Source organism: Streptomyces sp. NPDC001750, assembly GCF_042892615.1.
Taxonomy (GTDB): domain Bacteria; phylum Actinomycetota; class Actinomycetes; order Streptomycetales; family Streptomycetaceae; genus Streptomyces.
In genome coordinates this window covers 169,451-191,556 of sequence record NZ_JBIAUE010000017.1, presented here as the reverse complement: position 1 = coordinate 191,556, position 22,106 = coordinate 169,451, and the positions used below count along the sequence as shown (strand labels likewise).

Genomic DNA, 22,106 nt, shown 5'->3' with positions numbered 1-22,106 from the left:
AGGAGCGCATCGACGATGGCGGACGCCAAGGTCATTCCGTTCGACGACGACCGTTCGCGGGCGGGCGGCCCGCCGCGCTCCGCGCGGCGCAGGTCCACCGCGGGCCCCGGGGTCGGCACCGCGGCCGTCAGCGCCCTTCCGGGGCAGCAGGACGCCGAGTCGCCGCGGGAGGATCCCGACGGATCCGAGCAGGCTCCGGAGAGCGCAGACGGCTGGGAGCGGCGGGTCGCCGCCGGGCTCGCGTTCCTGCGGCGGCGGGTCACCGGCGAGTACGAGGTCGACGAGTTCGGGTACGACGAGGAGCTGACCGACCAGGTCCTCATGTCGATGCTGCGGCCGTTGTACGAGAAGTACTTCCGGGTCGAGGTGCGGGGCATCGAGAACATCCCGTCGGACGGGGGCGCGCTCATCGTGTCCAACCACTCCGGCACGCTGCCGCTCGACGCGCTGATGCTCCAGGTGGGCGTGCACGACAACCACCCGGCGGGGCGGCATCTGCGGCTGCTCGCCGCCGATCTCGTCTTCGTGCTGCCCGTGGTGAGCGAGCTGGCCCGCAAGGCCGGTCACACGCTGGCGTGCACGGAGGACGCGGAGCGGCTGCTGGGCCGGGGCGAGATCGTCGGGGTGATGCCGGAGGGCTTCAAGGGCATCGGCAAGCCGTTCGCGGAGCGGTACAAGCTTCAGCGCTTCGGCCGGGGCGGTTTCGTCTCCACGGCGTTGCGGGCGGGGGTACCGATCATTCCGTGCTCGATCGTGGGCGCGGAGGAGATCTATCCGATGATCGGCAACTCCCGAATGCTGGCCCGGCTGCTCGGGTTCCCGTACTTCCCGATCACGCCGACGTTCCCCTGGCTGGGCCCGCTGGGAGCGGTGCCGCTGCCGACGAAGTGGACGATCCAGTTCGGGAAACCGATCTCCACGAGCGGGTATCCGATGGAGGCGGCGGACGACCCGATGCTGATGTTCAACCTGACCGATCAGGTGCGCGAGCAGATCCAGCACACCCTGTACAAGCTGCTGGTGCAGCGGAGGTCGGTGTTCTTCTGACGGGTTCTCCCGCCAGGTCCTTCGACAGGATGCCTTCGCCGGATCCTGTCGAAGGGTCCATTCGGCGGCTCACCCCTCGATCTCCGGACCGGCTCGGGACGGCCGGCGATCGAGGGGTGAGGGACGGGTCACTCGTCCACGTGCTCGCCGTTGATGCCCAGACCCGGGAGCAGCCCGGGGAGGAGCGGGGGCAGCGTCACGTCCGGGGACGGCGGCGGGCTGATCCGGCCGCCGGTGGACGGGTCGGTGCGCGGGGGCTGGGTGCCGAACAGTCCGTCGGTGCCACCGGAGAGCAGGCCCTCGGAGGTGGCGCTGCCGGAACCGTCGGACGGGCGGGGCGTGGCGCCGTCGCTCGTCCGGTCATGGGGGACGTCCGGCGCGGAGGGCGTGGTCCCGCCCGTATGGGACGGGGCCGTGTTGTGTTCCCCGGTGTCGGACCGCTTCGCGTCGTCGCTCCGGTTTGGGCCATGGGGCAGCAGCGACTGCAGCGGCCCGACCTCCTCGTCTATGGCGTCGAACACCGAGCTGACCTGGTTGCCGACATCGGTCAGCTGCAGCGGCAGCCGGTCGCGCAGGCTGCTCCAGCTCCCGCGGTGCGAGCGGGAGAAGGAATCCAGGGTCTGGATCGGGCCGATGGCGCCGTCCCGCTGATAGGCCGCACGGAGCAGGCGGTGGCCCTCGGTGGCGTCGTGCGTCATGCCATTGAGCGTGCGCCGGATCTCACCGAGCTGTTCGTGGTCGAGGTCGCCGGAACGGGCGCGCTCCATCAGACGGCGGGCTTCGCTCAGCCGGGTCGACGCCTGGTCGAGGTAGACCTCGCCGCGGTCGGTGTCGCCGCTGGCCAGCCCGAGATGGATGTCCTCCATGCCGCGCTTGAGCCCGTACAACGAATCACCCGGCAGGGCGTCGGAACTGGCAGCGGCCACTCCGCCGAAGGCCCCCGCCGCGACACCGACGGTGAGCCCGCCGGCCGCGAGCCCCTTCGACCAGCGCGAACGCGGACGCAGTTTCCGGAGCGCGGAGGCCCGATGGGCACCCTTCGTGCGCTGCTCGGGCACCGTAGGGCCCGCGGACGCGCCGCCCTCGGCGAACATGGCCTCCATGGCGGCGACGAGCTGGGCTCGCTGCACCACTTTGACTTCGGGATCCAATTCCGGCCGCGGTAGCTCACCGAGGCCGTTCGCCAGGGCCAACAGCGGCCCGTGGTCGGCCTGTTCGGCCGCTCCCTCGGGCTGTGCGGCCGCCTCGTCGCGGGGCGGCTGCTCCTCCAGGGCCTGGGCGAAGGCGTTCGCCCGCCGGTGCGCCGAAACGTTTGCGATCACTGGCGGCACCTCCTCTCGTCATGACGGTCGACTCCCCTGGGTGTCAGGAAGGTTGTACACCTTGAGCGCTTTCACACGAATGAGTGAGTGTCAGCGGACATGGGTGACGACAGGGGGCCTGCAACCGACACAACGAGGGGCGCGGCACTTGGGTTACGCAAGAAGAGTGACCGAACTTTGTGTGAGGAAGGCATCGCCTGGCGTGATGTCGACGGGTCGGCCGAGCCGGACGAGGGGCTGGTCGGGCCGGGACCGGCCGGGTGGGGGCGGGAACGGTGATCGGGAGGCTTCGTGCGGGGACGGCCGGGCCGTGGTGGTGCGGTGGGACGGTTCGGCCGGGGCCGGGTGGTCGGATGGAGGGCTTCGGGAGGAGGGTCAGCGGGCGTCGTCCGGCAGGAGCCGGGCCAGGGTGCGGACGGCGCGGTACTGCAGAGTCTTGATCGCGCCCTCGTTCTTCCCCATGACACGGGCGGTCTCGGCGACCGAGAGGCCCTGGAGGAAGCGCAGGGTCACGCACTCCTGCTGCTGGGGGTTGAGCCGCCGTACGGCCTGGAGCAGTGCGGCGTTGGAGAGGGATTCCAGGACGGAGTCCTCCGGGCTGCGCTCGACCTCGTTCGCGTCGAGCATCTCGCCGGTGGTCACCTCCAGGCGGAAGCGGCTGGACTTGAAGTGGTCGGCGACGAGGTTGCGGGCGATCGTGACCAGCCACGCGCCGAAGTCGCGGCCCTGCCAGGTGAACGTCGAGATGCGGCGCAGGGCGCGCAGGAAGGTCTCACTGGTGAGGTCCTCCGCCGTGGCCTTGCCGCCCACGCGGTAGTAGATGTAGCGATAGACGGTGTCGCTGTACTGGTCGTAGAGGCGGCCGAAGGCTTCGGCCTCGCCGGCCTGCGCACGCTCGACGAGCTCCATCATGCGCGCGCTGTCGCTGTCGGCGGTGGGACGGCGGACGGTGGACGTGGTTGTTGCGCCGCGGCTGCCGCGTCTTCCGACCGCCGCACCGCGTTCGGCCATGGCGTAGCAGGGGCCGACTGGCGCAGGGGTGGCGAACGCGGGTACGGCGTACGCGGTGGGGACGAAGCCGCGCAAGCGGTTGGCGACCGATGCGCGCAGCGTAGCCAGGCCCGAGGCGTCAACCCCGACGTGTGGGTACACGGGACTCCCAGAGGCAGAGCTTCCATCACGTGCAGTGCGAAACCCTCACTCGTCGTAGTGAGTCAGGGGTTCCGGAATGCGTCTGAGGAGAATAACGCTTCGTACAGACAGTGCTACACCCAGTTGCTCAAATCATCGATTACGTCGCTTCTGTAGCGACTAATCGACGTATCAAGTAGCACATCGTGACCGGTTATTGATCGGATTACTTCGTGATTTGGCTGCGAGGGGAACCGGTTGTGGCCGAGTGGGGGTGTGTCGACTGGTCGGGGCGGCGGCGGTCAGGGAGTCCCGATCGTGCCGTGTCCGGGCACGGCCGGGCGCCGCCCGGCGGGGTGTCGCCCGGGAGCGGTGGCGGCTCGACGAGTGACGAACGGCTGTGCGACCGGTGGGCGGTTCGGTGAACGGCGGGGCGGTCGGCCGGGCGCGTCGGCGTCAGCGGCGGCGACGGTGCAGCGCGACGGCGGCGGCCGTGCCTCCCGCGAGGGCGCCGACCCCCGCCGCGGCGGGGATGCCGACCCTGGCCGCCTTGCGGCCCGTCCGGTAGTCCCGCAGTCGCCAGTCGTGGGCGCGGGCGTACTTGCGGAGCTTGGTGTCCGGATTGATCGCGTACGGGTGGCCGACCAGGGAGAGCATCGGGATGTCGTTGTGCGAGTCGCTGTACGCGGCGCAGCGGTCGAGGTCGAGGCCCTCGGCGGTGGCCAGGGCGCGGACCGCCTCGGCCTTCGCGGGTCCGTGCAGCGGTTCGCCGACCAGGCGGCCGGTGTAGACGCCGTCGACGGACTCGGCGACCGTGCCGAGCGCGCCGGTCAGGCCGAGGCGGCGGGCGATGATCGTGGCCGTCTCGACGGGGGCGGCGGTGACCAGCCAGACCCGTTGACCGGCGTCCAGGTGGGCCTGGGCGAGGGCGCGGGTGCCGGGCCAGATGCGATCGGCCATGTATTCGTCGTAGATCTCCTCGCCGATCGCCATCAGTTCGGAGACGCGGTGGCCCTTGACGATGGACAGGGCGCTGTCGCGGGCGTCCTGCATGTGGTCCGGGTCCTCGACGCCGGCCAGTCTGAACCATGCCTGCTGCCAGGCGAAGCGGGTCAGTTCGCGGCGTTGGAAGAACTTGCGCTTGTACAGGCCGCGGCCGAAGTGGAACAGGGCCGCCCCCTGCATGACGGTGTTGTCCAGGTCGAAGAAGGCCGCGGCCCGGTCGTCACCGACGACGGGGAAAGGGGGTTCCTCGGGCTTCTTCTCCTTGCCCGCCCCTTTCTCCTTTTCCTTCCCCTCTTCCTGTTCCTTCTCTTTCCCCGGCTCCGCGTCCTTCTTCGGCTCGGCGGCCTTCGCCGTCTTCGCGTACGTCGTGGGTTTCGCCGTCTTCGCGCGGCCGGTTTCCCGGGCTTCGGGGACCTCGGCGGTTTCGGGGGTCTCGGCGGCTTCGCGGGCGGCGGCTGCGGAGGGCCGGCCGTCGTCGGGGTGTTCGCTGCGCAGGGCGGACTTCCGCGCAGCCTCGGCTGCGGCCTCGCCTGCCAGCACGCTCCGTGCTGTCGCGGGGCGTCTACGGGGTGTGAGCCATCGAAGAGCGGCCATGTCGTGAGCATAGCCATGTGCTCGGGCCCTTCCCGACCTGCCGGGATGCCGCGCCGTGAACTCTTGGTCGTTGCTTTGTCGTAGGAGGGTGAAGAGGTGAAGGAGCCGGGAGGGGGTGTGGTCGGCGCACCGGACGTCTCGCGGGCGGGACAGGGGCCGGGCGCCGGACGGCATGCCGGGCGGGAGCGCGTCGTGGTGCGGCGCAGAATGAGGGCATGAGCGCCATGTTCCGACGTACGAAGAAGAACCCCGCCGACCGGACGGTGACCCTCGTGGGCAAGCCGGGGTGTCACCTCTGCGACGACGCGAGGGAGGTGGTGCGGGAGGTGTGCGCGCAGACCGGTGCTTCCTGGGAGGAGAAGGACATCACGCAGGACGAGGCGCTGCATCGTGCGTACTGGGAGCAGATCCCGGTCGTCCTGATCGACGGCGAGCAGCACACGTTCTGGCGGGTGGACCCGGGGAGGTTGCGTGACGCGCTGGGTTCGTGAGTGAAACCCGGTTACCATCATGGGCGTTTTGAGTGGTCTCGGGGGAGTGGTAGTGAGGAGTGTGTGCCGCTTTGCCCCCTTCGGGTCTGCAACGGTTTGACGCGGTCCCCGGTTCCGGGATTACGCGACGAAAGTGCGTGACCCCGGTCACGTTGACCGGACAAAACGGACACAATCTTTGTGCACACGTTCACAAAGACATAGCCTGCATTCGACGGGGCGGTCATGCGAAATACGGCCGCCTGCAGCCCCGCTCATACCGCAGGAGCACCGTGGCAACTGGCCGAACTCACCGACCGGCGACCCGTAGCCGAGGGATTCCCGAGGCCACCGTCGCCCGGCTTCCGCTGTATCTGCGCGCGTTGACCGCGCTCTCCGAGCGCTCGGTCCCCACGGTCTCGTCCGAGGAACTCGCCGCGGCGGCGGGGGTCAACTCCGCCAAGCTGCGCAAGGACTTCAGCTACCTCGGCTCCTACGGGACGCGCGGGGTCGGGTACGACGTCGAGTATCTCGTCTACCAGATCTCCCGTGAGCTCGGGCTGACCCAGGACTGGCCGGTCGTGATCGTCGGTATCGGTAACCTCGGCGCGGCGCTCGCCAACTACGGTGGTTTCGCCTCCCGCGGTTTCCGGGTCGCCGCCCTGATCGACGCCGATCCCGCGATGGCCGGGACGCCCGTCGCCGGGATCCCCGTGCAGCACGCCGACGACCTGGAGACGATCGTCCGGGACAACGGGGTGTCGATCGGTGTCATCTCGACCCCGGCCGGTGCCGCGCAGCAGGTCTGCGACCGGCTCGTCGCCGCGGGTGTCACCTCCATCCTGAACTTCGCGCCGACGGTGCTCTCCGTGCCCGACGGCGTCGACGTCCGCAAGGTGGACCTCTCCATCGAGCTCCAGATCCTCGCCTTCCACGAGCAGCGCAAGTCGGTCGAGGACACCGGTGAGGCCGGAGTCGGCCAGAGCACCGCCGGGGTCGCCCAGGACGTGTCCGTGCCGGCCGTGCCGGACGCGGAGGAGGCGCCGGTGCGTCCGGTCGCCGAAGGCCGTAAGGGACCTGACGGGGACATGCCCGCCGTGATGCCGGCATGAGCCTTCTCGTCGTAGGGCTGAGCCACCGCAGCGCCCCCGTCTCCGTACTGGAGCGGGCCTCGCTGGCGGGTGAGACGCAGGCCAAGCTCCTCCAGGACGCGCTCGCCGCCGAGCCCGCGGCCGAGGCCGCCGCGCTGGCCACCTGCAACCGCATCGAGCTGTACGCCGACGTGGACAAGTTCCACGCGGGCGTCGCCGAGCTGTCCACCCTCCTCGCCCAGCACAGCGGCGTGGGTCTGGACGAGCTCACTCCGTATCTCTATGTGCACTACGAGGACCGGGCCGTCCACCACCTCTTCTCGGTGGCGTGCGGGCTGGACTCGATGGTCGTCGGCGAGGGCCAGATCCTCGGCCAGATCAAGGACGCGCTGGCGCGGGGCCAGGAGCTCCACACCGCGGGACGGCTGCTGAACGACCTGTTCCAGCAGGCGCTGCGGGTCGGCAAGCGCGCCCACAGCGAGACCGGGATCGACCGGGCCGGGCAGTCGCTCGTCACCTTCGGTCTCGAACAGCTCGCGGCGGGCGAGGACGTCGCCGAGTGGGCCCGGGGCAAGCGCGCCCTGGTGATCGGCGCCGGATCGATGTCCTCGCTGGCCGCCGCCACCCTGGCCCGTGCCGGTGTCGCCGAGATCGCCGTCGCCAACCGGACCCGGGCCCGTGCCGACCGGCTCGTCGAGATCCTGGGCCAGCCCGGCGGCACCGGAGTGGCCGCCCGCGCCGTGGAGATGGCCGCGGTCCCCGACGAACTGACACGTGCCGACATCGTCGTCTCGTGCACCGGTGCGACGGGCCTGGTGCTGACCGCCGAGGTCGTCGCCGGGGCGCTCGGCCTGCCCCACGAGGCGGTCCGCGCGGCGTCCGCCGGGCAGACCGCGCCCGCCAGGAACGACGGCCCCGTCCGCCTCGCCCTGCTCGACCTCGCCATGCCGCGCGACATCGACGGCGCCGCCGGCCGCCTCGACGGGGTGCGCCTCGTCGACATCGAGTCGCTCGCCGAGGCGTCCGCGGACGCCCCGATGGCCTCCGACGTGGACCAGGTGCGCACCATCGTCGCCGACGAGGTGGCCGCTTTCGGTGCCGCCCAGCGGGCTGCCCACATCACCCCGACCGTCGTCGCGCTGCGCGCGATGGCCGCCGACGTGGTCGCGGGCGAGATCGCCCGGCTCGACGGGCGCCTCCCCGGCCTGGACACGAAGCAGCGTGCCGAGATCACGCAGACCGTGCGCCGTGTCGTCGACAAGCTCCTGCACGCGCCCACCGTGCGGGTCAAGCAGCTCGCCAGCGAGCCCGGCGGAGCCGGGTACGCCGACGCGCTCCGAGAACTCTTCGACCTCGACCCGCAGACGGTCGCCGCCGTCTCCCGGGCAGACCTGAACGACCCGAATCGAGGGCGGTCATGACCGACAACTCACCCCTGCGCGCGGATGCCGCCAAGCCGCTGAGGCTGGGCACCCGGCGCAGCAAGCTCGCCATGGCGCAGTCCGGCCTGGTCGCCGACGCGGTCAGCGAGGTGACCGGGCGGGCCGTCGAGCTCGTCGAGGTCACCACGTACGGCGACGTCTCCCGCGAGCACCTCTCGCAGATCGGCGGCACCGGCGTGTTCGTCGCCGCGCTGCGCGAGGCGCTGCTGCGCGGCGACGTGGACTTCGCCGTCCACTCGCTCAAGGACCTGCCGACCACCCCGCACGAGGGCCTCGTCCTGGCCGCCGTACCGGTGCGCGAGGACCCGCGCGACGTACTGGTGGCGCGGGACGGGCTGACCCTCGGGCAGCTGCCGTCCGGTGCCCGCATCGGCACCGGCTCGCCGCGCCGCATGGCGCAGCTCAACGCGTACGCCCGCAGCCACGGCCTCGACATCGAGACGGTGCCGATCCGGGGCAACGTCGACACGCGTATCGGATTTGTACGAAGCGGGGAGCTGGACGCGGTGGTACTCGCCGCGGCCGGGCTCAGCCGCCTCGGCCGGACCGGTGAGGCGACCGACTTCCTGTCGCCCGACACCCTTCTGCCCGCTCCCGGCCAGGGAGCACTGGCGATCGAGTGCGCTGCCGGCAGCGCCGACCTCGTCGCCGCGCTCGGAGAGCTCGACGACCCGTACACCCGGGCCGCCGTGACCGCCGAGCGTGCCCTGCTCGCCGCCCTGGAGGCCGGCTGCTCCGCACCCGTGGGTGCGCTGGCGGACCTCCAGGCCGACGGACAGGCTGTCAACGAACTGCGCCTGCGCGGTGTCGTCGGTTCCACCGACGGTTCCTCGCTGGTGCAGATGTCCACCACCGGTCCCGTTCCCACGTCGCAGGACGACGCGGCGGCCCTCGGTCGCGAACTCGCGGCCGAGATGCTCGCCAAGGGTGCGGCCGGTCTTATCGGGGAGCGAGCACTTTGAGCCCCACCGGCCCCGCCGCATCCGACTTTCCGGCCGTGTCCGCCCACGGGCACGTCACCTTCCTGGGTGCTGGTCCCGGCGATCCGGGACTGCTGACCCTGCGCGCCGTCGAGGCGCTTGCGAGCGCGGACGTCCTTGTCGCCGAGCCGGACGTTCTCGGTGTCGTTCGCTGCCATGCGCGGGCAGGCGTGAGCACACCCGAGCTGACGGTCATTGACGCGCAGTCAACCGCCGCCGGTGTCCCCGTTCTCAGGGATGCGGTCAATCTTGTCATGGAGGCAGCGAAGGGCGGCAAGCGGGTGGTCCGTGCGGTCCCGGGGGACCCGGGGCTGGACGCGGACGCCGGTGCCGAGATGCTGGCCTGCGCCGCCGCCGGTATCCCCTTCGAGGTCGTGCCGGGCATCGCCGAGGTCGTGGGTGTGCCCGCGTATGCCGGTGTGCCGCTTCGGGACGCGCAGGGCGCGGACGTCCGGTTCGTGGACGCCCGTACCGCCTCGGAACGCTGCTGGGGCGAGGTCGGCGCGAGCGATGCCACGGCCGTCATCTCGACGACGCTCGACTCGGTGGCCGCGGCCGCCGGTGAGCTGGTCGCGGCGGGCCGCAAGCCCGACACCCCGCTGACCGTGACGGTGGCCGGTACGACGACCCGCCAGCGCACCTGGACGGCGACCCTCGGCACGATCGCGCAGGTCCTGAAGCAGGCGAAGGTGTTGCCGTCGCCGGAGGGACACCGCCCCGTCATAGCCGTGGTCGGTGAGCGCAGCTCCGCCGCCCAGCGCGACCAGCTCGCGTGGTTCGAGTCCAAGCCGCTGTTCGGCTGGAAGGTGCTCGTCCCGCGGACCAAGGAGCAGGCGGCGTCGCTCTCCGACCAGCTTCGTTCGTACGGTGCCGTGCCGCACGAGGTCCCGACGATCGCCGTCGAGCCGCCGCGCACCCCGCAGCAGATGGAGCGCGCGGTCAAGGGCCTGGTCACGGGCCGGTACGAGTGGATCGCCTTCACCAGCGTCAACGCCGTGAAGGCCGTCCGGGAGAAGTTCGAGGAGTACGGGCTCGACGCCCGTGCCTTCGCCGGGATCAAGGTCGCGGCCGTCGGCGAGCAGACCGCCGCCGCGCTCGTCGACTTCGGTGTGAAGCCGGACCTGGTGCCCTCCGGTGAGCAGTCCGCCGCAGGTCTGCTGGAGGACTGGCCGCCGTACGACCCGGTCTTCGACCCGATCGACCGGGTCTTCCTGCCGCGCGCCGACATCGCCACCGAGACGCTGGTGGCGGGCCTCATAGAGCTGGGCTGGGAGGTCGACGACGTCACCGCGTACCGCACGGTCCGCGCCTCGCCGCCGCCGGCCGAGACGCGTGAGGCGATCAAGGGCGGCGGGTTCGACGCGGTCCTGTTCACCTCGTCGTCGACGGTCCGGAACCTCGTCGGCATCGCGGGAAAGCCGCACAACGTCACGGTCATCGCGTGCATCGGCCCGGCGACGGCGAAGACCGCGGAGGAGCACGGGCTCCGCGTCGACGTGCTGTCGCCGGAACCCTCGGTGCACAAGCTGGCCGAGGCCCTCGCCGAGTTCGGCGCGCGGCGCCGGGAGGCGGCGAAGGAGGCCGGTGACCCGGTGACGCGGCCGAGCGAGCGGCGTCCGGGGGCGCGGCGGCGCCGTTCGACGACGACCTGACGCGTACGAGTACCCGCTTTCGCGCCGACACGTACGAGAACGCCGTTCGCGGTGGCGCGGCAGGTGCACGGAACGGGCGGCCCGGCTGCTTCGGCGGCCGGGCCGCCCGTCGTCGTTCCCTGCGTTCGCGGCGTTTCCGGGCGCTCCGCCCGGCAGGGCTGCCGCTGGTTTTTCCGGTACAGGTGTCGGTAAACCGGTGATGTGTACGGGTCTAGTCTCGAAGCATGACTGTGTACGGAAACTTCCCCGGCTCCCGCCCCCGGCGGCTGCGGACGACCCCGGCGATGCGGCGCATGGTCGCCGAGACACGGCTCGACGCGGCGGACCTGATCCTGCCCGCGTTCGTACGCGAGGGCGTCGACGCGCCCGTCCCGATCTCGGCCATGCCGGGGGTGTACCAGCACACCCTGGACACGCTGCGGAAGGCCGCCGCCGAGGCGGTGTCGGCGGGCGTCTCCGGGATCATGCTCTTCGGTGTTCCGGCGGACGAGAAGAAGGACGCCCGGGGCACGGCGGGCACCGACCCGGACGGCATCCTCCAGGCCGGTCTGCGGGCGGTGCGCGAGGAGGTCGGTGACGACCTCGTCGTCATGTCGGACCTGTGCCTGGACGAGTACACCGACCATGGTCACTGCGGTGTGCTGACCGCCGACGGCCGGGTCGACAACGACGCGACGCTGGAGCGGTACGCGGAGATGGCCCAGGTCCAGGCCGACGCGGGCGCGCACGTGGTCGGCCCCAGCGGCATGATGGACGGCCAGGTCGGGGTGATCCGGGACGCGCTGGACCAGACGGGCCACGAGGACGTGTCGATCCTCGCGTACACCGTGAAGTACTCCTCGGCGTTCTACGGGCCGTTCCGCGAGGCGGTCGGCTCGTCGCTGAAGGGCGACCGCAAGACGTACCAGCAGGACCCGGCGAACACCCGTGAGTCCCTGCGCGAGCTGGCGCTCGACCTCGAAGAGGGCGCCGACATGGTCATGGTCAAGCCGGCCGGTCCGTACCTCGACATCCTGGCGAAGGTCGCCGACGCGGTGGACGTGCCGGTCGCCGCGTACCAGATCAGCGGCGAGTACGCGATGATCGAGGCCGCCGCCGAGAAGGGGTGGATCGACCGGGACGCGGCGATCCTGGAGAGCCTGACCGGCATCCGCAGGGCCGGTGCGCAGATGATCCTCACGTACTGGGCGACGGAGGTCGCGCAGCGGCTGGGCGGTCGCTGACCGTTCCGCACGGCGGGGGACGAGCGCCGCTGGGCACGGGTGCAGTGCCTGCGCCACGAACGAGCCCCTGGAGTACGAGGCGGGGGCGGGACCGGGCCGCGCCGCCTACGCCGGGTCGTCGGGGGCGCGGCCCCAGGCCGTGAGGACGCGGGCCGCCGAGCGGCCGAGTTCGGGATCCTGGGCGAGGGCGCGCAGCACGTCGGCGCGGGCGTCGCTCGGGCCCGCCTCTTCGAGGGCGGCGAGGGCGTTGTAGCGGACCAGGACGTCTTCGCCGTCGTCGCCTTCGTCTTCGCCGTCGTCGCCCGTGCCGCTGTCCAGCACGGCGGCGGCCAGGGTCTTGTGCACGGCCGGGTCGTCGGCGTAGGAGCCGAGCGCATGAACCGCGTACTGGCGGACCAGGTCCTCGTCCAGGTCGTCGAGCGCGGCCAGCAGGGCCCGGGCGACCGTCCGGGCGGTGAGGGGATCGGACGGGGGCCACAGGCGCAGGATCGTGGCGGCCTCCACCCGGGCCAGGTCGTACTCGTGCGGGTCGGCGACGACGGATGCGAGGAAGGGCGCGGCCTGGACGGCGGTGTCGTCGGTGCCCAGTTCGGCGACGATCGCCCGTCGGCGGTCGTCGTCCGCGGGCAGGGCGCGGAACTCCTCGACGAGGCGGTGGAGATCGCTCGCGGGCTGCGGCACGGTGCGGGGTCCTTCCGGGCTTCAGGAATCCGGCTCTGTCAGGGCCAGTCGACCATGGCCGTGAACACCAGCGTCGCGAGGAGCACGACACCGGGGGCGGTGACTGCGAGGGCGAGACCGGCGGGCGGCCTGCGCCGCCAGAGGACCCAGCTCGCCACCAGGGTGATCAGAGCCAGCACCAGACCGCAGGTGAACACCGTCCACGCAGGCTCGAAGCTCGCGTCGAACCGGTGGGCCTCGGCTCCGTTGCAGGGGTCGCAGGCCATGGGCGAGAGCCCGGCGTACATCAGCGCGACGCACGCCAGCGGAAGCGTCACGACCGTGGAGAGCAGCGAGGCGATCCAGGTGCGCGGCGGGCGGGGCGCGGTGACGTCGTCCACGAGGTTCTCGGTCATGCGTACGAGTCAACGCGGCTCCCTCGTGGGGCACATGAGTGCGGGTACTCAGTGCGGCGCCGGGTGAACGGGCGGGATGCGCGGGCCGGGGAGTGCGGGCCGGGGAGTGCGGGCCGGGGCCCGCCGCGCACCCCGCGTCAGGTCCGGACCTGCCGGGCGACAACCCCGCCCGGGAAGGCGAAAAAGAAGCGAAACGCGAAAGTCAGTGAGGTTTTTCTCGCCCGAATCGAATACCGGAAACCTGAGGGCGATTTCTTTATTGTTGTCCGTGCGGCGGGAGCCCACGCTGACCTGCGCGAATGCCTCTTACTGCCCCGGCGGCATCGGGTCGACCGCTGTGCCATCAAACGTGAGATCCCCGGTCGGCCCATGGACGCGCCACCCGTCGCAGTGCGGGCCGTCCATGCCCCGGCCCCAATGGATCCTGGGCATATTGCCGCATAGGTGGACATATTGGACCCGGCTCGCTACCTTCGAGTTGAAGGCGTCAAAGCTGCGCAGTTGCAGGCATGCAGCGCAATTGGCGTTCGGAAGCCGGAATCCACCGGCCCTCTCATGGTGCCCAGCGCACAACACCCAGTGCAGAATCCATTCCCTGGCTCGCGACCGTATACGTCTGCGTCCGGCCAGGTCAGAGGCACCATCCACGCGTATTGACCTCGAGAAAGGGGATAGCTATGCGTACAAAGCACATCATCGCTCTGGCGAGCCCCCTCGTCGCAGCAGCCGTGGCCCTCTCGCCGGCGGCGATGTCGCAGGCCGCGGCCGCCACCACGGACACCTCGGCAACGACAGGCTCCGATGTCGCGCGTTTCCCCATGGACGACGCCGCCGAGGGCAGGGCCAAGGGCGCGAGTGACGGTAGGCGCGACGGTCTCACCGACAAGTGCGATTACCGCCACTCGTACGCTCCGGCGAAGGCGACGCCGGACTACATGGACGCGTACTCGCTCGCGTACCGGACGAACTACGACACCTACTGCAGCGATGAGGCGACCACCACGCCGCCTGCGGGGGTCAACGACGCCGCCGAGGGCAAGGCCAAGGGCGCGAGGGACGGTAGGCGTGACGGTCTCACCGACAAGTGCGACTATCGCCACTCGTACGCTCCGGCGAAGGCGACGGAGGAGTACATGGACGCGTACTCGCTCGCGTACCGGACCAGCTACGACACCTACTGCTAGTCAGAGGTGCGGTCGGCAACTCCCAAGAAGATCAATGGCTGTGACTGGCGGTGAGCTGGTCACGGCCATTGGTCTGGCCGCAATCGGGAACACGCGGCCGCCTCGGCGCGGAGCGCCGGGTTCCGCAGCTTGACCGTGGAGCCCGCCCCGGGCGGGCGCGGGTGGGCCCACGGTGGGCGTGGGTGGGCCGGCCGGGTCAGTCCCACCAGAACGACCAGGTGGACTGGTCGAGCAGGTGGCTCCTGGCGTAGTCGTCGAGGTCGTAGGGCGGGTTCTGGTTGATGTTGTCCGGGCAGAACGCGAAGTGCTCGGCGGCGAGCGCCCGCGCCTCGTCCAGGGTGGTGGGCGGGCGGCCGACGGTGACGGTGAGGGTGTCGAAGCCGAGCATCAGGACCCGTACGCCGTAGCGGTCCTCCCAGGAGCGGAGCACCGCGCTGAGCTTGGCCACGTCGTTCTCGTAGTTGAGCGGGCCCGACCAGCCGATCGCGGCCGGGATGTCCGCGCTGCGCCGGGCCGGGACGAGCGCCGCCCGTACGCTCGGGAACCAGCCCTCCGGGCCGGTGCACATGTCGGCCATCTCGGCGGCCAGGCCATCGGGGGACTGGGCGGAGGGGGCGCCAGGGGCGGGGGCCAGCCCCGGCCATTCGGCGTGTGCGGCGTCGAGTTCTTCGGGCGCGCACTCGGCCCAGTACGTGGCCAGCACCTCGTCGGCGTCGTGATCGCCCGGGTACGACGTGTCCTCCGGGACGAGGTCCCAGTCCTCGGGCCACTCGTCGCGCCGCCCGCCGTCGATCAGCACGGGCAGCAGCCCGAGGGGCCGCCCGGCCGCGCGCAGCCGGGACCAGTCCCCGGGGACCACGGGCGCGTCGGTGTACCAGAGCAGCGGTTCGTGCCAGGTGCCGTCGATCGTGGCATCCACCAGCGAGCCGGGCGGAAGCTGGAGCCCTGAAGTGGCCAGGGACGGGAGCGGGTTCGGGAGCGTCGCCATGGTGCCGAGCGTACGGGCGGCCACTGACATCGACCGGCGGCACGTGGTTCGGGAGCACGCCGCGCGACCGCGAGGGCCGCGGCGGCGTGCGTCCGGTTCGGGTACCTCCGGCTCGGGGCGCGTCCGGTCCGGCACACGTTTGTTCGGCGTGCGGTCTACGGGCGCGCGTCGCGCACGACGGCGAACACCGCGCGCGCCGTCGTGCCGTCGGGCAGTGGCCAGCCCGCGGTGACCTGGCCCAGGGCCGCCTGTTCGTCGGCCTCCTGGCCGGGCCGCAGCACGCGGTTGAGGTGGATGACCAGCCGACGGCCGTCGGCCGCCGTCACGCCGTCGGCCGCCGTCTCCACGAGGAGATCCGTGCCGTCCGAGTCGTCGGACACGGTCGTGGAAGCGATCGCGGACGTGACGACCGACTCGGTGAACGAAGTGGTGACCGAGGGGTCGGGGGTGTGGCTGATGCTCTGCATCTGCGGTTCGGCCTCGCCGATGACGAGCGCGAACAGTTGCGCGACGAGCACCGGGTCACGCGTGCCGTCGTACACCCACCGAGTCCCCAGTTCTCCGTGCTCGGTGGTGCCGATCAGGGCCTCGTCGGCGCCCGCGATCGGTGCGCCGCGGTAGCTGAACGGCACCTGGTACGTGACCGGTTGGTCCCCCGAGGTGTCGGTGGCGGCCATGAACTCGATGCCGACCTCCCCCTCGGGGTCGTCCAGCCGGAACCCGCCCGCCTTCACCAGCTCGGGTTGTCCCTTGCCTCGGTACCAGGGCTGGGTGGGCAGCCAGGTGGTGAGGAGTTCCAGCTTGGACGGCGTCAGGGTGGTGCGGTGGATGAATGCCATGCCGGTGGTGTCTCTCCTGTGGGCTCAGCCGATTCGCTGGTCGGCGGCGAAGCCGGCGAAGGCCGCCCAGGTGGTGGGGGTGATGGTGAGGACGGGGCCTTCATGGTTCTTGGAGTCGCGGATGTGGATGGCGGCGGGGTGGGCGGCCACCTCGACGCACGCGCCGCCCTCGTCACCGCTGTAGCTCGACTTGTACCAGTCGTAGGCGACTTCGAGGCACTGCCCGCCGTCGCTGCCGCTGTAGCTGGACTTGAACCACTCAAGTGTGCTGCTCATTACTCTCCCAGCAGACGGTCCAACAGGCCCACGGTGTCTTTCGGGTTGAGGGCCTGGGCTCGAAGCATCGCATACCTCTGGGAGAGAATGCTGACCTCGTCGGGGTCGTAGATGAGCTGGCTGCCACGTTGCGTTTCGGTGTACGCGACATGCTGGAAGTCCGGAGTCTCCAGCAGGGTGAATGAGCCGTCGAGCGCTGAGTGGGTGCGGCTGTTCAGTGGCAGGATCTGGAGGCAGATGCCGGGGAGTTCGGCGCACGCCCGCAGATGGCGGAGCTGCTCCAGGTGTTCACTGTCGTCGAGCAGTTGCAGTGTCAGCACTGGCTCCCAGATGACGAAGCTGGTCGTTGGGGGCGAAGGGCGGCGCAGGATCTCCTGGCGCTGGAGTCGCGCCTCCGTCTGGTTCGCGATCTCCTCCTCGCTGAAGACCGGGACGCGGTTGCGGAAGACCGCTTCGGCGTACGGGGCCGTCTGGAGCAGCCCCGGCAGCACCTGGTTGTCGTACCAGGACAGGGCGAGCGCGTCATGCTCCAGATCCACGTACTGCTCGGCCCACGCCGGGATCAGGTCCACCTCCGGCAGGTTGCCCACCGCCATCTCCAGCGCGCCCTTCGTGCCGAGCAACTGGTCGAGGTGGCTTGCCAGATCGGGGAGGAGCGAGCGCCTGCCCTGTTCGATGGAGGCGATCGTGTCGACCTGATGGCCCACACGGTCCGCGAGTTGGGCTTGGGTCAGGCCGTTCGCGATGCGGTACAGGCCGACGAGCTTGCCCACGAGTTTCATTGCCGACGCGTTCTTGCGCTGCCGCTTCCTGGGGTGCATATGAACCGAACTCCCACCGTTGTGCGTACGTCACGCGCGCACGGCCCGTACAACGAAGGAGTACGGGTGCGCATACTGTGGCAGCGTAGTCACAGAGTGTGACTCTCGTCTCATGGATGAGACGATGCAACTCTCGTTGCTGCGCGAGCGGTTCTGTCGGCGGGAGCGCCGATCGGTCCCCGCAGCCCGGGAGTTCGTGCGAGCCGCCGTGGCCGACTGGGGGTTCGGCGCGCGGTTGGACGACGTACTGCTGTGTGTGAGCGAGCTGGCCACCAATGCGCTGGTGCACGGAGTGTCCCCCGGGCGTGGGTACTTGGTGCGGTTGCTGCTGCGGGAGGGCGGGGCGGCCCTGCGGGTGGAAGTGCATGACAGCGGGGGCGGGGAGCCTGCGGTGCGGGAGCCGGGGGCCGGACTGGCGGGGGAGTCGGGGCGGGGGCTGCTGATCGTCGCGGCGGTGGCCGACCGGTGGGGAGTGGGGGAGCGGGACCCGGGCAAGGTCGTGTGGTGCGAGTTCGGGGCGTGTGGGGAGGGGCCCGGTCCGGACAGCGGAACGTTCGGGGCAGCCGCATACAGTGAGGCGTGACCAGCATCGATGAACCCATGACGGAATCCGGGCGGACGCGGGAGTGGGGGCGGAAGGTTCCGCTCGGCGTGAGGAACTTCCGTGACGCCGGGGGCATGGGCGCGTTGTCCACGGGCGTGCTGTTCCGTTCCGCCGCGCTGCACGCTCTCGCCCCGGAGGACGAGGGCGCTCTGCGGCGGCTGGGGCTGCGGACGATCGTGGACCTGCGCAGCGACCCGGAGGTGGCGGAGCGGCCGGACGCCGTCGAAGTGGTGCGTGGGGGGTACGCGAGGTACCTGCACGTACCCGTCTTCGAGGAGCGGCGTTGGCCTGCGGACCAGAGCGAGCTCTATCCGCTGATGGCCGAGCGCGCCGGTAGGGCGGTGGTGGCGGTGGTGCGGCGGCTGCTCGCGGGCGACGGTGCCCCGGTTCTGGTCCACTGCGCCTCGGGCAAGGACCGGACGGGAGTCGTCGTCGCGGTCGTGCAGACCCTGATGGGCGCCTCCGAGGAGGACGTTCTCCAGGACTTCCTGCGCTCGAACACGGAACTCGGCCTGGTCGCAGGCCCTCCGGCCGCCGGGGTGACGGTGGCCCATGGATCCCTGCCCGTGGCCGCCGGGCATCTGGAACGGGCCATGCTGTGGATCCGGAGCCATCACGGTTCGGTCCACCGGTACCTCGTCGCCCATGGTCTGGGGGACTCGGAGCTGTCCGCCGTGCGTTCGTTTCCCGGCCCTACAGCTTCTTGCCGCACAGGACGCGCTCGTTCTTCAACTTGTCGGAGTCGATGAGCGGATTCTCGGTGAATACGGCGTCGGCCTTGTAGTCGCACGGATCGCTGAAGCCGCCCAGGATCTGGTCCTTGAGGATCTCGACGATCTTGTGGGTGGCGCCGCCCTTCCGGCCCTTGGTCCGGCACGCGGCCTCCGTGACCGCGTTCCCCTCCTTCGGGTCGCTGTGCACGCAGTCGCCGATCTCGATCCTGGGGCCGCCGCCTCCGCCCGGGTCGCCGGGGTGCGGCGGCTTCAGGTTGCGCATGCAGGCGTACCCCTCGCCGGTCGGCCGCGTGTGCTCCAGCGTGGCGAGGCTGACCGGTACGTCGATCACGAAGTCGGTGTTCCGGGCGCAGACCGTCTCCGAGAAGGGGAAGGCACCGCCGCTCTCCAGCCGGAGGGTGACCTGTGCGGTGGCCTCGGGGGCGTCGCACGGGACCTCACGGTACGCTTCCGACCCCTTGCCCTCGGGGGCCGCGCACTCCTCGTCGTCGAGGTACAGCGTGCCGTAGGACGGGTTCACGCTGGGGCTGGGGGTCGGGGTGCCGGACTCCCCGCCCGTGGCGTCGTGGTACCCGGTGGCCTTACCACAGCCGGTGAGAAGTGCCAGCGACACGGTCACCACCGCGGCTGCCGCGATCGAAGTGGCCTTCGTGGCGCGCCTATGGCGCGACGCCACCGGTCCGTTGTTCGTTCCTGTATGCACGCCGTCCCCCTCGGGTCTCGATCCTCGGATCTTAGGAGGATCTACTGCCCTTGGGGAGCGGTGAGTTGTCGGTCCGGCCCTACGATTTTCGGCCCGGTGTGCGAGGGCTGCTCAGGAGGTGAGCGGCTGAACCGCAGGCGAGCGGCAGCACAGCAGGTGAGTGCCTGCCCAGTAGGCGAGTTGCCTGCTCAGTAGGTGAGGGCGGCAGCCATGTCGCTCTGCCAGTAGGTGACGAAGCCGTTGTTGCCCCAGACGGTCTCGGCCGGGAGCTTCAGTTCCGCCGGGGAGCCCGTGGAGCCCGAGTTGCTCTTCCCGGTGAAGTACACCGTCAGGTGCGTGCTCTTGTTCAGGTCGGTGCCGTCGGACTCACCGAACAGCCCGATGGAGGCGTAGGCGGACTGGCCCGGCTCAAGGGCGACCACGGCCTGCGGGATGCTGTCGCGCAGGACCGGGAAGGCGGCCTGGGCGTCGTCGAAGCGGAGAGCCGGCGCGTGGTACGCGTAGCAGGGGCGGTTGCCCGTGTTGGTCGCGGTGAGCAGCAGGTGGTTGATGGGGCGGCTCACCTTGCTGACGGTGACCTTGGTGTTGTCGCCGGTGCAGGTGACGGGGGTGCCGTTGGTGTTGCCCTTGTTGCCGCTGCTCGTGCCGCCGTTGCTCGTTCCGCTGCCGGAGTTGGAGCCGGAGCCGGAGCCCTTGGAGGTGCCGGCGGCGTTCTCGGCGGGGGCGTTGGGCTTGCCGCCCGCGTCCTTCGCGTCGTCGTCGGCGGTCTTGCCGGTGTCCGTGCCGGTCGTCGAGGACTGCTGGTCGCTGCTGCTCGCCGCCGGAGCGGCGGCGCCCGCCTTTTCGGCCGCGGCGTCGTCGTCGCCGGTGCAGGCGGTGAGGGACAGGGCGGCCAGGAGCGCGGTGGCGGCGAGGGCGGTGGTGCGGAAGCGGTTGCTGCGCATGGTGAAGGTACTCCCCGTAAGAGTTGGTTCGAGCAGAGTCGAGTGGAGGTCTGTATGTGCGCTGAGGCCGTGTGCGGTGTTGTGGTGGGCCGCTCAGTGACGGCAGCTCAGGTACACCACGATCGCGGTCGTCACGATCAATACGCCGATGGCCACGGCATCGATGGGTTCGATGCGGAAGGGGGTTCGCATTGCGTCGTCCCGGTGGTTTCTGCGGTGTGGTCACAGATTGCGGGACGTCGGATTCCGGCCGCAACGCCGAACGGGCCATTGGGGAAGCTGGAATGCCTGCGCGTACGCTGACCTGGGCAGATTCCACGTCCCTGGAACGGCGTTCCGGGACGGACGAGGAGGGGGAAGGCCGCAGTGGCGACGCCGGAGGCCGAGGATTTCGCGGCCCTGCTGAAGGAACTGAAGGGACGGTCGGGGCTCAGCTACGGGGTGCTCGCCGGAAGACTGCACGTCAGCACGTCGACGCTGCACCGGTACTGCAACGGGGATGCCGTTCCCAACGATTACGCGCCGGTGGAGCGGCTGGGGCGTCTGTGCGGGGCGAAGCCGGACGAACTGGTGGAGCTGCACCGGCGGTGGATCGTCGCCGATGCGGCGAGACGGCGCCCGGCACCGGCGGCCGAGTCCGCGTCCGCTCCTGCCACCGCCTCCGCCTCAGACTCCGGGACGGCTTTTGCTGTCGCTCCCGATCCGGCTTCTGCTTCCGGGGCCGCTTCCCGGACTGCTTCCGGGTCCGTTTCCGCGCCGGGGACCGTTCCGGAGCATGACGCTCCGGTGGTCGGTGGTGCGGCTTCGGCCGAGGGGGCCGACGCGGAGCCCGCCGAGAGCGGTGACCGGGACGGCGCCAGTGCGGGGGATGACGGGAACGACATGGTCGCGACCGGGGCCGGGGCTGCGACCGGTACCGGCACGGCGGCCCGGTCCCGGCGGTTCCGGTCCTCGCCGCGCATGCGCGTCCTGCTCGCCGCGGCGGCCGTGGTCGCGCTCACCGTGCCGACCACGATCGTCGTCAGCAAGCTCGCCGGGACGGGCGACAGCGCGTTGAGCAACGTCCCCATGGTGGACGGGGTGGAGAACGACATGTCCGCGCCGCCCGCGGCGGAGGACGGGGAAGGGACGACCGCATCGCCGGGTACGCCGAGTGCGTCCGCCACGTTCGGGGCCACGCGGACCCCGTCCCTGAAGCCCGGGGGCGGGTCTTCCGGCTCCGCGTCGGCCGGGAGCGGCAGGGGGGCCGGGGCCGGTGGTACGCGGACGGGCGGGGGCCTGCCCGTGAGCGCCACGATCAGCTCGTACAACTGGGCGGCCCCCTGTGGGCAGTACTACGTTCTGGACCGGGAGCCGGAGAACGTGCCCCCGCCTCCCTCGCCGCAGGACACCCGCGGCTGGGCGAGGGCGCTCGGCGGAGTGGACGGCGGGCACATGCAGCTCGAACTGACCCTGCAGGGGAAGTCGGGCGACGCGGTCGTGCTGCACGACCTGCATGTGCGGCAGGTCGCCAGGAAGGCTCCGCTGCCGTGGTCGGCGTACTCGATGGGGGAGGGGTGCGGGAGCGGCATCACCCCGCAGACCTTCGACGTCGATCTCGACGACGGCCGGCCGGTGCTCAGGCCGGTCGCGGGGGAAAAGGCCGGCAAGCCGGTGCCGCCGAAGGACTTCCCCTTCCGTGTGACGTCCACCGACGTGGAGGTCTTCGACCTCGACGTCCATGTCGAGGCGCACGACGTCAGCTGGTACCTGGAGCTGGACTGGAGCAGCGGCGGCCGCAAGGGGACCCTGCGCATCGACGACGGCGGGAAGCCGTTCCGTACGAGCGCCATCGAGACCCGGCCGCTGTACAAATACCAGTACGACACGGTCCAGTGGGCGACCGAATGAACCACCGCGGCCGCCCACCGGGCTGGTGGGCGGCCGCGAGGCGGTCCGCTCAGCCGTACTGAGAATCGCGCCAGAAGTACTCGAAGACGC

The 22,106-nt window shown here is 70.9% G+C and carries 22 protein-coding genes; 11 read left to right on the top strand and 11 right to left on the bottom strand.

Translation table 11 applies throughout. The features are described 5' to 3' along the window. Positions 1 to 15: 15 nt before the first annotated feature. Entirely contained in the window at positions 16 to 1,047 is a 1,032-nt protein-coding gene (locus ACFYY6_RS25185; RefSeq protein ID WP_389195267.1) for a lysophospholipid acyltransferase family protein, read from the top strand. Between the two features lie 128 nt (positions 1,048 to 1,175). Here ACFYY6_RS25185 and ACFYY6_RS25180 read toward each other — a convergent pair whose 3' ends face one another. From ACFYY6_RS25180 to ACFYY6_RS25170, 3 genes are all read right to left on the bottom strand, one after another. Continuing rightward, positions 1,176 to 2,369, bottom strand: coding sequence for a DUF5667 domain-containing protein (locus ACFYY6_RS25180; protein WP_389195264.1), 1,194 nt, complete (start codon positions 2,367 to 2,369; stop codon positions 1,176 to 1,178). A 375-nt stretch (positions 2,370 to 2,744) separates the two neighbouring features. Further along, positions 2,745 to 3,521 (bottom strand): ECF subfamily RNA polymerase sigma factor, BldN family, encoded by a 777-nt coding sequence (locus ACFYY6_RS25175; RefSeq protein ID WP_073787234.1) that lies wholly within the window; start codon positions 3,519 to 3,521, stop codon positions 2,745 to 2,747. A gap of 435 nt (positions 3,522 to 3,956) precedes the next feature. After that, positions 3,957 to 5,099, bottom strand: coding sequence for an HAD-IB family hydrolase (locus tag ACFYY6_RS25170; protein ID WP_351521378.1), 1,143 nt, complete (start codon positions 5,097 to 5,099; stop codon positions 3,957 to 3,959). 215 nt (positions 5,100 to 5,314) lie between these two features. Between ACFYY6_RS25170 and ACFYY6_RS25165 the strand changes: the two genes are divergently transcribed. The 6 genes from ACFYY6_RS25165 (at position 5,315) to hemB (ending at position 11,957) form a co-directional block, all read left to right on the top strand. After that, on the top strand, positions 5,315 to 5,590 hold the full coding sequence (locus ACFYY6_RS25165; protein ID WP_073787230.1) for a glutaredoxin family protein: 276 nt from the start codon (positions 5,315 to 5,317) through the stop codon (positions 5,588 to 5,590). Positions 5,591 to 5,862: 272 nt separating this feature from the next. Then, complete coding sequence (locus ACFYY6_RS25160) at positions 5,863 to 6,681, top strand: redox-sensing transcriptional repressor Rex (protein WP_073787228.1); 819 nt, start codon at positions 5,863 to 5,865, stop codon at positions 6,679 to 6,681. Next, the gene (locus ACFYY6_RS25155; RefSeq protein WP_351521375.1) at positions 6,678 to 8,081 is read left to right on the top strand and encodes a glutamyl-tRNA reductase; all 1,404 of its coding nucleotides are present in this window, start codon (positions 6,678 to 6,680) and stop codon (positions 8,079 to 8,081) included. Before ACFYY6_RS25160 ends, ACFYY6_RS25155 begins: the two co-directional genes overlap by 4 nt. After that, a complete protein-coding gene (gene hemC, locus ACFYY6_RS25150; RefSeq protein WP_351521374.1) occupies positions 8,078 to 9,064 on the top strand; it encodes a hydroxymethylbilane synthase in 987 nt (328 codons plus the stop codon). Before ACFYY6_RS25155 ends, hemC begins: the two co-directional genes overlap by 4 nt. Next, positions 9,061 to 10,734 carry a uroporphyrinogen-III synthase gene (locus ACFYY6_RS25145; RefSeq protein ID WP_351521373.1) on the top strand — a complete coding sequence of 558 codons (1,674 nt, stop codon included), beginning with the start codon at positions 9,061 to 9,063 and terminating at the stop codon, positions 10,732 to 10,734. The genes hemC and ACFYY6_RS25145 overlap by 4 nt, the downstream gene beginning before the upstream one ends. A 224-nt stretch (positions 10,735 to 10,958) precedes the next feature. Then, complete coding sequence (gene hemB, locus ACFYY6_RS25140; protein WP_351521372.1) at positions 10,959 to 11,957, top strand: porphobilinogen synthase; 999 nt, start codon at positions 10,959 to 10,961, stop codon at positions 11,955 to 11,957. Between the two features lie 105 nt (positions 11,958 to 12,062). On the opposite strand, the gene ACFYY6_RS25135 is transcribed toward hemB, so the two are convergent. Next, positions 12,063 to 12,638: a hypothetical protein gene (locus ACFYY6_RS25135; RefSeq protein WP_351521371.1), complete on the bottom strand. Its 576-nt coding sequence runs from the start codon at positions 12,636 to 12,638 to the stop codon at positions 12,063 to 12,065. A gap of 38 nt (positions 12,639 to 12,676) precedes the next feature. Further along, entirely contained in the window at positions 12,677 to 13,033 is a 357-nt protein-coding gene (locus tag ACFYY6_RS25130) for a hypothetical protein (protein WP_351521370.1), read from the bottom strand. Between the two features lie 677 nt (positions 13,034 to 13,710). Here ACFYY6_RS25130 and ACFYY6_RS25125 point away from each other — a divergent pair. Further along, entirely contained in the window at positions 13,711 to 14,217 is a 507-nt protein-coding gene (locus tag ACFYY6_RS25125; RefSeq protein WP_389195260.1) for a hypothetical protein, read from the top strand. Positions 14,218 to 14,413: 196 nt separating this feature from the next. Here ACFYY6_RS25125 and ACFYY6_RS25120 read toward each other — a convergent pair whose 3' ends face one another. From ACFYY6_RS25120 to ACFYY6_RS25105, 4 genes are all read right to left on the bottom strand, one after another. Further along, a complete protein-coding gene (locus tag ACFYY6_RS25120) occupies positions 14,414 to 15,205 on the bottom strand; it encodes a DUF4253 domain-containing protein (RefSeq protein WP_389195257.1) in 792 nt (263 codons plus the stop codon). A 155-nt stretch (positions 15,206 to 15,360) separates the two neighbouring features. Then, positions 15,361 to 16,044, bottom strand: a complete 684-nt coding sequence (locus ACFYY6_RS25115) for a 1,4-alpha-glucan branching protein (RefSeq protein WP_351521365.1) — start codon at positions 16,042 to 16,044, stop codon at positions 15,361 to 15,363. A 24-nt stretch (positions 16,045 to 16,068) separates the two neighbouring features. Further along, on the bottom strand, positions 16,069 to 16,320 hold the full coding sequence (locus ACFYY6_RS25110) for a DUF397 domain-containing protein (RefSeq protein WP_351521363.1): 252 nt from the start codon (positions 16,318 to 16,320) through the stop codon (positions 16,069 to 16,071). Beyond that, positions 16,320 to 17,102 (bottom strand): helix-turn-helix transcriptional regulator, encoded by a 783-nt coding sequence (locus tag ACFYY6_RS25105; protein WP_351521387.1) that lies wholly within the window; start codon positions 17,100 to 17,102, stop codon positions 16,320 to 16,322. Before ACFYY6_RS25105 ends, ACFYY6_RS25110 begins: the two co-directional genes overlap by 1 nt. Before the next feature lie 151 nt (positions 17,103 to 17,253). Between ACFYY6_RS25105 and ACFYY6_RS25100 the strand changes: the two genes are divergently transcribed. Beyond that, positions 17,254 to 17,724 carry an ATP-binding protein gene (locus tag ACFYY6_RS25100; RefSeq protein WP_351521362.1) on the top strand — a complete coding sequence of 157 codons (471 nt, stop codon included), beginning with the start codon at positions 17,254 to 17,256 and terminating at the stop codon, positions 17,722 to 17,724. After that, positions 17,721 to 18,494 carry a tyrosine-protein phosphatase gene (locus tag ACFYY6_RS25095; protein ID WP_351521361.1) on the top strand — a complete coding sequence of 258 codons (774 nt, stop codon included), beginning with the start codon at positions 17,721 to 17,723 and terminating at the stop codon, positions 18,492 to 18,494. Before ACFYY6_RS25100 ends, ACFYY6_RS25095 begins: the two co-directional genes overlap by 4 nt. On the opposite strand, the gene ACFYY6_RS25090 is transcribed toward ACFYY6_RS25095, so the two are convergent. Together ACFYY6_RS25090 and ACFYY6_RS25085 are read right to left on the bottom strand one after the other, a co-directional pair. After that, on the bottom strand, positions 18,439 to 19,182 hold the full coding sequence (locus ACFYY6_RS25090; RefSeq protein WP_388652219.1) for a hypothetical protein: 744 nt from the start codon (positions 19,180 to 19,182) through the stop codon (positions 18,439 to 18,441). The genes ACFYY6_RS25095 and ACFYY6_RS25090 overlap by 56 nt on opposite strands. 188 nt (positions 19,183 to 19,370) lie before the next feature. Beyond that, on the bottom strand, positions 19,371 to 20,126 hold the full coding sequence (locus ACFYY6_RS25085; RefSeq protein ID WP_351521359.1) for a DUF4232 domain-containing protein: 756 nt from the start codon (positions 20,124 to 20,126) through the stop codon (positions 19,371 to 19,373). A 366-nt stretch (positions 20,127 to 20,492) separates the two neighbouring features. Here ACFYY6_RS25085 and ACFYY6_RS25080 point away from each other — a divergent pair, with 366 nt between their 5' ends. Continuing rightward, the gene (locus ACFYY6_RS25080; protein ID WP_389195253.1) at positions 20,493 to 22,016 is read left to right on the top strand and encodes a helix-turn-helix domain-containing protein; all 1,524 of its coding nucleotides are present in this window, start codon (positions 20,493 to 20,495) and stop codon (positions 22,014 to 22,016) included. Positions 22,017 to 22,106 lie beyond the last annotated feature (90 nt).

Bases quoted from the DNA above. Each gene is read 5' to 3' on its own strand.
- ACFYY6_RS25185 (WP_389195267.1), top strand. From the start codon at position 16: ATGGCGGACGCCAAGGTCATTCCGTTCGACGACGACCGTTCGCGGGCG.
- ACFYY6_RS25170 (WP_351521378.1), bottom strand. From the start codon at position 5,099: ATGGCCGCTCTTCGATGGCTCACACCCCGTAGACGCCCCGCGACAGCA.
- ACFYY6_RS25165 (WP_073787230.1), top strand. From the start codon at position 5,315: ATGAGCGCCATGTTCCGACGTACGAAGAAGAACCCCGCCGACCGGACG.
- ACFYY6_RS25155 (WP_351521375.1), top strand. From the start codon at position 6,678: ATGAGCCTTCTCGTCGTAGGGCTGAGCCACCGCAGCGCCCCCGTCTCC.
- hemC (WP_351521374.1), top strand. From the start codon at position 8,078: ATGACCGACAACTCACCCCTGCGCGCGGATGCCGCCAAGCCGCTGAGG.
- hemB (WP_351521372.1), top strand. From the start codon at position 10,959: ATGACTGTGTACGGAAACTTCCCCGGCTCCCGCCCCCGGCGGCTGCGG.
- ACFYY6_RS25130 (WP_351521370.1), bottom strand. From the start codon at position 13,033: ATGACCGAGAACCTCGTGGACGACGTCACCGCGCCCCGCCCGCCGCGC.
- ACFYY6_RS25125 (WP_389195260.1), top strand. From the start codon at position 13,711: ATGCGTACAAAGCACATCATCGCTCTGGCGAGCCCCCTCGTCGCAGCA.
- ACFYY6_RS25120 (WP_389195257.1), bottom strand. From the start codon at position 15,205: ATGGCGACGCTCCCGAACCCGCTCCCGTCCCTGGCCACTTCAGGGCTC.
- ACFYY6_RS25115 (WP_351521365.1), bottom strand. From the start codon at position 16,044: ATGGCATTCATCCACCGCACCACCCTGACGCCGTCCAAGCTGGAACTC.
- ACFYY6_RS25110 (WP_351521363.1), bottom strand. From the start codon at position 16,320: ATGAGCAGCACACTTGAGTGGTTCAAGTCCAGCTACAGCGGCAGCGAC.
- ACFYY6_RS25105 (WP_351521387.1), bottom strand. From the start codon at position 17,102: ATGAAACTCGTGGGCAAGCTCGTCGGCCTGTACCGCATCGCGAACGGC.
- ACFYY6_RS25100 (WP_351521362.1), top strand. From the start codon at position 17,254: ATGGATGAGACGATGCAACTCTCGTTGCTGCGCGAGCGGTTCTGTCGG.
- ACFYY6_RS25085 (WP_351521359.1), bottom strand. From the start codon at position 20,126: ATGCGCAGCAACCGCTTCCGCACCACCGCCCTCGCCGCCACCGCGCTC.